Source organism: Cytophagaceae bacterium ABcell3, assembly GCA_030913385.1.
GTDB lineage: Bacteria > Bacteroidota > Bacteroidia > Cytophagales > Cytophagaceae > ABcell3.
Window position 1 is genome coordinate 2,149,696 of sequence record CP133159.1, and the last position, 12,557, is coordinate 2,162,252.

General features: G+C 39.7%; 7 protein-coding genes. 5 read left to right on the forward strand and 2 right to left on the reverse strand.

Annotated elements, in window-relative coordinates:
• Window positions 1-68: 68 nt before the first annotated feature.
• From RCC89_08755 to RCC89_08765, 3 genes are all read left to right on the forward strand, one after another.
• Complete coding sequence (locus RCC89_08755) at window positions 69-3,032, forward strand: insulinase family protein (protein ID WMJ73250.1); 2,964 nt, start codon at window positions 69-71, stop codon at window positions 3,030-3,032.
• 2,344 nt (window positions 3,033-5,376) lie between these two features.
• Entirely contained in the window at window positions 5,377-5,571 is a 195-nt protein-coding gene (locus tag RCC89_08760; GenBank protein ID WMJ73251.1) for a hypothetical protein, read from the forward strand.
• A gap of 14 nt (window positions 5,572-5,585) precedes the next feature.
• Window positions 5,586-6,173 (forward strand): zeta toxin family protein, encoded by a 588-nt coding sequence (locus RCC89_08765; protein ID WMJ73252.1) that lies wholly within the window; start codon window positions 5,586-5,588, stop codon window positions 6,171-6,173.
• A 248-nt stretch (window positions 6,174-6,421) separates the two neighbouring features.
• Here the strand turns inward: RCC89_08765 and RCC89_08770 are convergent, their stop codons facing one another.
• A complete protein-coding gene (locus RCC89_08770) occupies window positions 6,422-8,029 on the reverse strand; it encodes a leucine-rich repeat domain-containing protein (protein ID WMJ73253.1) in 1,608 nt (535 codons plus the stop codon).
• Between the two features lie 1,099 nt (window positions 8,030-9,128).
• Between RCC89_08770 and RCC89_08775 the strand changes: the two genes are divergently transcribed.
• Window positions 9,129-9,605 (forward strand): hypothetical protein, encoded by a 477-nt coding sequence (locus RCC89_08775; protein ID WMJ73254.1) that lies wholly within the window; start codon window positions 9,129-9,131, stop codon window positions 9,603-9,605.
• Between the two features lie 45 nt (window positions 9,606-9,650).
• The gene (locus tag RCC89_08780) at window positions 9,651-10,535 is read left to right on the forward strand and encodes a hypothetical protein (GenBank protein ID WMJ73255.1); all 885 of its coding nucleotides are present in this window, start codon (window positions 9,651-9,653) and stop codon (window positions 10,533-10,535) included.
• 1,397 nt (window positions 10,536-11,932) lie between these two features.
• Here RCC89_08780 and RCC89_08785 read toward each other — a convergent pair.
• Complete coding sequence (locus tag RCC89_08785) at window positions 11,933-12,205, reverse strand: hypothetical protein (protein ID WMJ73256.1); 273 nt, start codon at window positions 12,203-12,205, stop codon at window positions 11,933-11,935.
• Between the last annotated feature and the right edge of the window lie 352 nt (window positions 12,206-12,557).

Below are 12,557 nucleotides of genomic sequence, written 5' to 3' on the forward strand. Positions count from 1 at the left end.
TGGAATAATTTTTGGTTTCTCTGATGAAGTCAATCAAATTTGTTTTAAATCACAATAGTTTTCATTTCATGAAGCATCGCATATTTATTTTTATTCTTTTACTGGTTGGGGTATCCAGCACGCAGGTTTGGTCTCAAGAAGGAAAAAGTGCTAAGACTACAAGCCATACAGAAGATGGTTATACTTATGAAACAGTAGAGGACGACCCACTGAACGCTCGTATTTACACCTTGGACAATGGGCTGGAGGTTTATTTGTCAGATTATAAAGAAAGCCCCCGGATACAGACATATATTGCCGTGAGGGCTGGTAGTAAAAATGACCCGGCCGACGCTACTGGACTTGCCCATTATTTAGAGCACATTTTGTTCAAAGGTACGTCCAAGATTGGTACTATTAACTGGGGCGCTGAAAAGCCTGAACTCGATAAGATTGAGCAGCTTTTTGAAACCTATCGCCGGACTACTGATGAAGAAGCTCGTGCTGATATATACCATCAGATAGACAGTATATCGCTGGTGGCCGCATCTCATGCCATTGCCAATGAGTATGACAAAATGTTGAGCAACATCGGCGCTACGGGAACCAATGCCTATACTTTTGTTGAGCAAACGGTATATGTAAACAATATTCCGGCCAACCAAATTGAGAAGTGGGCTGAAATTGAGGGGGAAAGGTTCAGTGAAGTTGTCCCTAGGCTTTTCCATACAGAATTGGAAGCTGTGTATGAGGAGAAAAACAAAGGTCTTGACAATGATAGAAGGAAAACCTGGGAAGCTATGCTTTCTGGTTTGTTTAAAAACCACACTTATGGTACCCAAACTACGATTGGAACGGTAGAGCATTTGAAAAACCCTTCTATTACAGAAATTAAAAAGTATTTCGATGCTTACTATGTGCCTAACAATATAGCTATATGTATTAGTGGTGATATTGACTATACTGAGACTATTAAAACCATAGAGAAGAGTTTTGGGCATTTACAAGCCAAAGAGGTGCCAGAGTTTGAACCGGGAGTTGAAGAGGAAATCACGGAGCCGATAGTGAAAACGGTTTATGGACCAGATGCTGAAAACATAGCTTTGGCTTTCCGTTTTGGAGGTGTAAGCAATGATTATGGTAATGATGTTCCAGATCCAGCTTATGTCAAACTCATTTCTATGTTACTGTCTAATGGTCAGGCGGGACTGATTGACCTGAACCTGAACCAACAGCAAAAAATAATAGGTGGTTATTCTTACGAATTGACACTTAATGATTACTCTGCTCATATTTTGGGCGGAAGACCAAGAGACGGACAATCGCTGGAAGAAGTGCAGGAACATCTGCTAACCCAAATTGAAATGATCAAAGGGGGAGAGTTTGATGAATGGCTTATGGAAGCGGTAATCAATGACTATAAGATTACAAGAATGAAGCAGTTCGAAAGCAACAAGTCAAGGGCTGATGCTTTTGTTGATGCTTTCATTTCTAACCGTTCATGGGAGGCGTATTTGAAAGAAATAGAGACGCTTGAATCTATTGAAAAAGAAGACTTGATGGCATTTGCCAATGAACGCTATGGAGACAACTTTGTTTCCGTGCTTAAGAAAACCGGTAGGGACACGACCATACAAAAAGTGCCGAAGCCTAAAATAACTCCTGTGCCTGTAAATCGTGACACCTCATCTGTCTTTTACAGAGAGGTTATGGCCAAACCATCTGTTGCCATTGAGCCTGTTTTTCTTGACTATGATAAGGATATCAAAAAGTTAAAAACAAAGAATAAGATACCGGTAAACTATGTGCACAATGAGGAAAACGATCTGTTTACCCTGCATATGAAGTGGAATACTGGTAAAGACGCAGACCCTGCACTTTCAGTAGCGGCTGGTTTTATGAATTACTTGGGCACCTCGGAAAAGAGTGCGGAGGATATAAAGAAGGAGTTCTTTAAACTCGGTTGTTCTTACAATTTCTCTGTGTCTGACGATGAATTTCATATAGTCCTAAGTGGGCTTAACGAAAATTTTGGGGAAGCGCTAAAGCTACTTGATGAAATTGTCTCTGATGCAAAGCCGGACCAAGATGTTTTGAACAATAAAATTGCGGACATATTGAAGTCCAGAAGAGACAAGAAGCTTTCTAAAGATGCTATTTTAAGAAGTGCTATGCCTAGCTATGCTAAATATGGAACAGAGTCATCTTTTAAAAATGTGCTTTCTCAGGAAGAACTTATGGAGCTGAAGCCTGAAGAGCTTACCGAAAGGATCAGTAAGATGAAAGGGTATGACCATAAGGTGCTTTACTATGGGCCAAAGAAGCCTAAAAAACTAACTAAGTCCTTGGCGAAAAACTTTAAGTTGAAGTCCAAGCTTGAAGAACCACCTTCTGTAGAGCGTTTTGCTCATAAGCCTATAGATGAGAATGTGGTTTATTGGGTAGACTATGATATGGTACAAGCGGAAGTGCTGATGCTGTCAAAATGTGTACCATTTGATATCGAGCTGGTTCCTGTAAGTGCATTGTTCAATGAGTATTTCGGTGGAAGCATGGGATCGCTGGTGTTCCAGGAAATGAGGGAGTCAAAAGCGTTGGCCTATTCTGTAAGGTCTAGATATGAAAATGCTTCCCGTAAAGGCGAACCTAATTATATCGTTTCTTATATAGGAACCCAAGCAGATAAAATAGAAGAAGCTATTACTGGACTTGAAGATCTGCTGGACAATATGCCACATTCAAAATCTCACTTTAAGAATGCCAGACAGTCTTTAAGGGAAAGTATCACCTCTTCCAGAATTACCAAGGCTAGCAAGCTGTACAATTATGAAAGTGCGTTAAAACTAGGTTTGGAGCATGATGTTAGAAAGGACATGTTTAAAGCTATCGACAACTTGTCTTTAGAGGAAATAGGAGCTTTCCAAGAAAAGTATGTGAAAGGGCAACCTAAAGCAATATTGATAGTAGGTTCGAAAAATCATATTGACTTTGACGCACTCGATAAGTTTGGTAAAGTGCAACAACTTCAGTTAGATGATATTTTCGGGTATTAATTGATAATAAGTTGATTTAGCAAGACAGGCTGGGGGATATCCTTCAGCCTGTTTTTGTTTATAGGTTGATAAGGATAAGTTGCGCATTATCTTATAACCGAAAGTTGTAAATAGCAGAAAAACAGAATTTAACCGTCATTGCGAGGCGCAAGATAGTGGTGGGTAAAGTTCTATGGATTGAAGTTATAAGCCATTAGTTTTCTTATGAAAAAATGCCGCGGCAATCTGTTTGAGATAAGCAGTATAGGTTGATTGTTTGTGGGGTAATGAATATTAGACCTGACGATGAGATTGCTTCGTCGTTTCTCCTCGCAATGACGTTGGGGTGAGTTGTAATTGAGGGTGTTATGTACCAGACCTGACGATTAGAGCATCATCAAATCATTAAATTGGTCGCCTTATTAATACACCTAATGAGCTAATGTTACCTAAAGCTCATTCTCCATTTCTTCTTACCTTTTTTGCTTGTCCAAAAAAGGTAACCAAAAAAAGACACTATGGCTGAAAGGCATATTGCCACGCACTAAACGCACAGCCCCTCCCTGCCAGAAAAATGCCTTAACTGACGATTCATTGTCAAAGGCAGTATTTTATGGCGGCATTTTTAAAAATCCGGCACCCCACAAGCCGCAATATGCCCACACCAGCCATAGAGTCCCTGCCCGCCCTTAGTAGCTACCGGGTTGCTGATTATAAAGTTATTCTTTTAGTCTACTTTTCGGCTCTTACCAGTTTGGAGTTATCGCTGGCTTTAGTTGTTAGTTTTTTGATAGGTGGTAATAACATCTATTGTCCTTAAATCCTGTCTATCCTTTCATCCTGCGAATCCCGGTTCAGACAGTATAATACTAGACCTGACGATGAGATTGCTTCGTCGTTTCTCCTCGCAATGACGTTGGGGTGAGTTGTAATTGAGGGTGTTATGTACCAGACCTGACGATTAGAGCATCATCAAATCATTAAATTGGTCGCCTTATTAATACACCTAATGAGCTAATGTTACCTAAAGCTCATTCTCCATTTCTTCTTACCTTTTTTGCTTGTCCAAAAAAGGTAACCAAAAAAAGACACTATGGCTGAAAGGCATATTGCCACGCACTAAACGCACAGCCCCTCCCTGCCAGAAAAATGCCTTAACTGACGATTCATTGTCAAAGGCAGTATTTTATGGCGGCATTTTTAAAAATCCGGCACCCCACAAGCCGCAATATGCCCACACCAGCCATAGAGTCCCTGCCCGCCCTTAGTAGCTACCGGGTTGCTGATTATAAAGTTATTCTTTTAGTCTACTTTTCGGCTCTTACCAGTTTGGAGTTATCGCTGGCTTTAGTTGTTAGTTTTTTGATAGGTGGTAATAACATCTATTGTCCTTAAATCCTGTCTATCCTTTCATCCTGCGAATCCCGGTTCAGACAGTATAATACCCGACCTGACGATTAGATTGCTTCGCCGTTCCTCCTCGCAATGACGTTGGGGGTAATTTGGTGATTGTGGGGGTGTTATTATCTTATAGGTTGTAATAACATCTATCCCTTAATCCTGTCTATCCTTTCATCCTGCGAATCCCGGTTCAGACAGTATAATACCAAACCTGGCGACTAGATTGCTTCGTCGTTCCTCCTCGCAATGACGGTTGAGTGGGATGATATGTTGGTTAGCTGTCAGCGTCCCTTGTACCTGACAGCGTTAGAGGTAACAAGCTGTGCCGATAAAAAATCGGCACTACATTTCTCGTTCCTCGGGATGACAGGTTATTTTTAAGGTTTTAATTAGCAGAAAATTAAAAAAAAACTAACCGTCATTGCGAGGCATTAGGTAGTAGAGGCTAAAGCTCCTGGTTTGAAGTTTTAAGTCTTTAATTTCTTATGAAACAATGCCGCGGCAATCTGTTTGAGATAAGCTGTATAGGTTGATTTTTGTGGGTAATGATACTAAACCTGACGATGAGATTGCTTCGTCGTTCCTCCTCGCAATGGCGTTGGGGGTGCGTTGTAATAGGGGATGTTGTTATCTGGTAGATTGTAATAACGTCTTTCCTTTAATCCTGTCTATCCTTTCATCCTGCGAATCCCGGTTCAGACAGTATAATACTAAACCTGACGTTTAGATTGCTTCGTCGTTTCTCCTCGCAATGACGTGGTGGGGTGATGTAGTCTTTCCGATAAAAAATCGGCTTTACATTCATATCATCGCATCATTAAATCATCAATTCCTGGTTTGCCGGTAAAAACGGGCTTATAAGTACCTTTTTTCGTATGCCTAGAAGAACTGCCTACATTTAACTTATGTTTCTCTTATAAAATCGCGCATTTTTTTGTATATTCGTTATCTAAACTGCATAGTTATGAAAAGTCCAAGTCTGAAAGAGCTGCAAAACAGGATAAAACAGTCCAAACGAAAAGCCTTGGCACACCACTCTAAACTTAACCTTCCCATCGTTACCAGAGATCCTCAGGGTCAAATGATTTATGAATGGGCCAATGGTAAAACGGCGATTGTGGCTCAAACAAATATTGAAAGTATTTGTTTGAATACATAAAGCACATTAGTGAATTGAAACCTAAATTGATTCTCATCGCTGGCCCTAATGGTGCGGGAAAATCCTTTAACGCCCCTGATATAGTTCCTGAACTAGATCATTTTGACTTTGACGAGTTGAAACAGGCTTTTTATAAAGCTGATAAAGATCACGAATTTAGGGAGCAGTTTGCGCATGCCAAAGCTCAGAAGGCTTTTGAAGCAGCTAAAGAGAATGCCTTGAATAAAAAGGACTCCTTTGCATACGAAACAAATTTTTTCACTGAGACCTGCATGGATACGCCCAGACGATTTAAAAATGCAGGGTATGATATAGATCTTTATTTTGTTTATTTGCAAGATGTGGAGATATCCAAAGAGCGAGTAAACATACGTGTAAAGCTCGGAGGACACTACGTACCGGCTGAAGAGATAGAGCATAGGTTCAAGAATGGCCTTTGTAACGTAAAAAATAGCTATTCTGAGTTCGATAATTTTTACCTGATTGATGGCGAGACCTCCAAAGCAGTCCTTTGTTGCCAGAAAGGCCAGTTGGTCGAAAGCCCAGAAATATTGCCCGATTTTGTGAAAAATAACTTTGACTTGTCAGACCCTGTATCTTGATGTGTAAGGGGTTTACTTGTTGGTGAAAACACCAACAAGGGGGAAGGTTGTAATAACATCTATCCTTAAATCCTGCCTATCCTTCCATCCTGCGAATCCCGGTTCAGACAATATCATACCAAACCTGACGATTAGATCCTTCGTCGTTCCTCCTCGCAATGGCGCGGTGGGGTGATGTAGTTTGGCCGATAAAAAATCGGCTCTACATTTTAACGTCGTATAATCGCATCCTCAAATCATTAGATTTATTAATAATACGTAATCCTACACTTTGGGTGGTTTTTCTTGAATTTTTGAATTTCGTTTTTGTCGATTTTGGTATAGTAAACCTTTATTTCCTGTAAGGTATCGAACTTATGCAGCGGCCCTAAAGAGGCAAGAGGTGAGTTGTTGGCAATGAATGAACGGAGGTATTCAAAGTTTTTTATATCGGAAAGGTCTGTAATCGATGTTCCTGAAATGATCAGATCAGTAATAAACACATGGTTTTTGATAGGTTCTAGCGATGTTATTTTATTATGGCCGCAGTCAAGGTACATTAGTTTACGGTGGTTGCGGATTGGCTCAAGTGTTTCTATACCTGAATTAAAACAGTCTAAATAAACCAAATTGGTAAGGTTTCTTATTGGTTCTAAAGTTTTTATTTCAAGTTTTCGCATATCGAGCTTTTCCAGATTGGTCAAACCGGAAACTGGCTCTATATCTTTTAAAGAGTAATTAAGGGAAATATTTAATTTGAGAAGGTTTTTCAGACCCCTTAAAGCTTCAATGTCTTCAAGCTCATTTTCGGAAGCGTCCAGTTCGATAAGGTTTGTTAGTCTCTTTAAAGGGGCTAGACTGGTAAGTTTTTGTCCTTTGCAGATAAGTTCTTCAAGGTTTGTTAATGACTCGATGCCAGAGAGATCATTGATTTTCGTTTTGCTCATATCTAGCACTTTTAGGCTACTCATGCCCTTAATGTCCTCTAAGGTGGCAATAGAAGATCCTGTCAAGGTCAATTTCTTTACATTGTTGAAATGGCTCAAGCCACTAAAGTTCTTGAATTGGGCATCAGATAGATCTAGTTCGTATGTTCCGGTCACTTTTTGTATTTCATGGATAGCTGGAAATTCAGGGAGTCCTTGAGTTTTTCTAATGTAACTTTTCCATTCAGGGTCCATTTCAAGCCACCAGGTTTGCAAGCGGTGTAGTGGGTCTAGAGACGGTTCCCCGTCGGGATGGGTAATCGCCAATAGTTTAAACTCGCTGGAAGCATGTTCGGTTTTGACAAAGCGAATATAGAAAACAAGCGGAACGGTGATTGTATGGGTGACATTTTCCCTGGCAGGCATCAATATTCTTTGGGGAGCAAAATCTGCGGAGTCTCCACCGTCGGCAGTAAAGAACTCAGGTGCGTCCCAAACCTCTTGGAGCGTGTCTTTTAACTCTTTCCACTCAATGGTCTTAGTGGTTGTTATTTCCAAAAAGTGGTAATTTCTTAATTGATCATATTTGACAGGACTTAATTTAATGTTCTCTTTATCGGTGTTTACTTTAGCTTTTGGGTGCCAAGCATCTTTTAGCTGCATGGTATACGAAAAGAACCTTATATTGTCATCAGGAGCGGCAGAAGTGTCAATGTCGTTGTAAACTAACGTATTGGTGTGAACCATATATTTTTTCAAGAACTCCTGCGATATTTTCTTCCTTAGCGCTTCATTGTCTGTACGCATGACATTGGTCAATGCATTATAAGCGCCAACAATATGTAAGGCACCCTTTTTTTCTTCTGGGGTAGGTGCTGACAAGGTTTTGATTTGTCCAAAAGATGGTTGAAGGATCAGAAAAAGCGAAAAACTTAGCAAAAAACGGATCATAAACGGTAGTTAGACTTTTACAAGATTAAATATAATAAATTTTGTCATATCATATGAGAATTAATGAAAAATCTATTTGTTGTACCCTGCGAGAGCGTCATAGTTACTTGGGGAAGTACGCCGTCAGGTCTTATGGACGCTGACGGGTAACCCCCGCCCGCCCTTAGTAGCTACCGGACTGCTGATTATTGAGTTGTTCTTTTTGTCTACTTTTCGGCTCTTGCCAGTTTGAAGTTATCGCTGTCTTTAGTTGTTAATTTTTGAGACTCTGCTTTTCTCAATTTGTAGCCAATGCCGTATTACCCTCTGCCCTTGACACTTCTTCTTGTCATCCTGACGCAGGAAGGATCTGTTTGGTTAAAGGACTTGTGTTTGTTAATTGATCTATGTTCGCCTTTTGCTCTTTTATTGCCTTAGTGCCAGTGTCTGACATATCCCTCGTGCCTCGGAATGACAGGTTATTATGAAGGTTGTAATTAGCAGAAAATCAAAAATTAACCGTCATTGCGAGGCATTAGGTAGTAGTGGGTAAAGTTCTTGGTTGGAAATTTAAAGCCTTTAGTTTCTTATGAAACAATGCCGCGGCAATCTGTTAGCGGTGAGATGTATAGGTTGATTGTGGCGGATTAATACCAAACCTGACGATTAGATTGCTTCGTCGTTTCCTCCTCGCATTTATGTGGGGGGGAGTTGTAATCCTGTCTATCCTTTCATCCTGCAAATCCCAGTTCAGACAGTATCATACCAAACCTGACGACTAGATTGCTTCGTCGTTCCTCCTCGCAGACGTGGTGGGGTAATGTAGCTGTGCCGATAAAAAATCGGCTCTACATTTAAATCATCACATCATCATATCATGACACTTGTAATTGTTATATGTTTTATGATTTTTTTTATAATATAATTTGAGGGAAAATGTTTTGAATACTTTTATTTTTTCTTTAATAACCCTTGTGTATTCCATAGGAATAGGTTTTTGTTCTTGAAGGGAGGGTTTGTGTGGTATAGAATGAGGTTTGTTGTATTGTACTTTAGAAAAAAAAACTATATTTGCATTTAGATAAAAATGTTACTTGTTTAAACTTTAATTTAAAACTCGATGAAAAGATTACATTTCGGTCAGTTTGCTGCGGTTATTTTCGCTGCGTTTTTTGCATTAACTTCTTGTAAAAAAGAAGAGGAAACAAGCCCTTCTAGCTCTATCGGTACTGCTACCATTAATGGAACAGCTAAAATTGATGATGAAGACGCCAATATTTCAGAACTTGATGGTGCAAAAATATTTGCTGTAGTGGATAACTCTCAATTAATAGATGGAGACCTTGATGGTCGCCCGGCAGAAAGACTAATTGAAGGTAGGATCGATGCTGCTGGTAACTTTAGCTTTAGTGTACCTGCAAGAGCTTCTGGTAATACAATTTCTTTCAGGTTTGAGGAGCACCGTGCTGGAAACTATAGATATACTAAAACTTCCGGAGATAGTGGTGCCAGTGTATTTAGCGGGTCTACTGAGTATGTAGAAGTTACATATAGCAAAGCAGCTATCAATCCTGAAGATGAAGAAGATGACGCTTAATACTACTTTTACTTTCTTTGATTTAAGAACCAAAATACATTTAAAATGAAGTTGAAATTTTTCCTATCAATATTTTTATTGACTTTTTGCGCACCTTTGATTTCTAGTGCGCAAGAGTTTGAGGAGCCAGGCGAGGACAGGGGACAATGGGTATCTAAAAGAGGTGTCTATATCTTCCCTGAAGCTGGTGATTTTTCACTGGGTTTCTCTGCTAACCCTTTTCTTAACTATGTGGGTGGCTTCTTTAGTCTTGCCGGTGCCAATGCTCCTGTGATTGACGCACCTGCTGGGCTAGAAACAAGGCCATTGGGAAATATCCCGGCTGCCATTATGTTTAAATACATGCTCTCTGATGATGTTGCTTTTAGAGGTAGATTACAGTTAGATTTCTATAGGGAGTCAGAAGTTGACTTAGTTGCTGATCAAACGGTAGAGTTTCCTGACCCATTACAGCCTCAAATGGTTGAAAATGTTGAAACTGTAGGGTTTTCTAATGCGCTTCTTGCCGGTGGTTTAGAATTCAGAAGAGGGCAAGGCAGAGTAAAAGGTGTTTATGGAGGTGAGCTTCTTGTTGGTATGGCTTCTCAGTCTATTTCAAGAGACTTTGGAAACCCTTTGACGCCTGAAAGTCCAGGACCTAGAACTGTAGAAGAAAACCTTGGCATGAACTGGTTCTTCGGAGCTAGAGGTTTTGCTGGTATAGAATACTTCTTTGCCCCTAAAATTTCTTTAGGTGGTGAATTAGGTTATACTTTGGGCATGAGAACTGCCGGGACTCAGGTTAACACTATTGAGGCTTTCGATCCTAACACGAACGATGTTATTTCTTATGACGTGGAGTCTACTGCTAATGATGGTAGAAACTTTAGGTTTTTAGGTGCTGGATTAGACCAGATCAATGCTAATATTAACTTGTTCTTCTACTTTTAATTTGAATTACGTAATAGAAAATTCTATTGCATATTTCAGGTTTATTTAAGTTTAATTTTTTTTGAAAATGCTCCTTCGTTCTCGTTGGAGCATTTTTTTATGCCATTAAACGAGGTGTAATTAGGATAAATTTTAAAGCATTGCCCTGGTAATCTGATAATGAAAAGAACGTAAGCCATACCACAAAAAACTTTTTATAACGCCCCTTCAGGACTTGGTTTAATAATTCAACCAAATAACTATAATCATTTCACCTCGTCGGGATTCTTAGGTTTGCCCGTTCCCGGAACATATATTCTTTCGTCTTCCATCTAAATTTTGGAGCCTTAAATCATGCTACAAAATTATATTCTGGTTGCTAACCGTCAGGTTTCAAGGATACCTCAAAGACCCGAAAGGGGCGATATGACTATAGGGTAATTAATTCATTACCAATGAGTCCCGAAGGGGTGGCATAAAAAGTACCTAACCATATCATGGAACCCTATAACGCCCCTTCAGGGCTTGGTTTAATAATTCAACCAAATAACTGTAATCATTTCACCTCGTCGGGATTCTTAGGTTTGCCCGTTCCCGGAACATATATTCTTTCGTCTTCCATCTAAATTTTGGAGCCTTAAATCATGCTACAAAATTATATTCTGGTTGCTAACCGTCAGGTTTCAAGGATACCTCAAAGACCCGAAAGGGGCGATATGACTATAGGGTAATTAATTCATTACCAATGAGTCCCGAAGGGGTGGCATAAAAAGTACCTAACCATATCATGGAACCCTATAACGCCCCTTCAGGGCTTGGTTTAATAATTCAACCAAATAACTATAATCATTTCATCCCGTCGGGATTCTTAGGTTTGCCCGTTCCCGGAACATATATTCTTTCGTCTTCCATCTAAATTTTGGAGCCTTAAATCATGCTACAAAATTATATTCTGGTTGCTAACCGTCAGGTTTCAAGGATACCTCAAAGACCCGAAAGGGGCGATATGACTATAGGGTAATTAATTCATTACCAATGAGTCCCGAAGGGGTGGCATAAAAAGTACCTAACCATATCATGGAACCCTATAACGCCCCTTCAGGGCTTGGTTTAATAATTCAACCAAATAACTGTAATCATTTCACCTCGTCGGGGTTCTTAGGATTGCCCACTCCGCAACATATCTTCTTTCGACCCCCATCTGCGCTTTGAGACCTTTTATCATCCTATAAAACAAAACATTTGGTTGCTAACCTTCAGATTTCAGGGATACGCCAAAGCCCCGAAAGGGGCGATATGATTATAGAACAAACATTTCAATACCGATGAACCCCGAAGGGGTGACATAAAAAAGATGTAACCATAAAAAATACAATCATTTCATTGGAATTATTAGGGTTGCCCACTCCGCAGCGTACCTATTGATCATCAGATGAAGTGAAAGAAAGTATAAACAATATCAGCCCTGGAATAAACATTACTGCTCCTATGACTAATAGTATGGTTGCCAGTAGCCAATGTGCATCCCAATGTTGTGTGGCATAATAAAGCCCTACGCCCAAAAAAGGCAGACTGATGACAATCATAAAAATCCCCGACGTTTTTAGAAACTTCTTTTCCGCTTTGGATACCTCAGGGAATAACTTTTTTATTATAGAATATACCAACCCATATTTTGATAATTTAGTCATTGCTGTTATAGTTTATTTTTAAATGGCCACACTAGTAATACAATAGCAGGGACAAGAAAAACCAGTCCTATTATAAATAAAGAGGTGACAAGCAGCCAGTTTTCAGGCCAATGTTCTATTATGTTATAGATCCCGTATGCAAAAAATGGGGCACTGAGCAAGAACAATAATACCGCCAGCACAACCCTGACAGTCTTTTCTGTCCTTTTAAGACGCTTTCTTTTCTTGCCTTTGTCGTAATCCATTGTTTGCTATTTGTTTAATTCCAACCCTTCTCATAAATGAACCAGTTTTTGGCATAGTCGCCCTTGTATACTAAGCAGAAGAAGTGTGGATTTGTTAAGAAATGTAA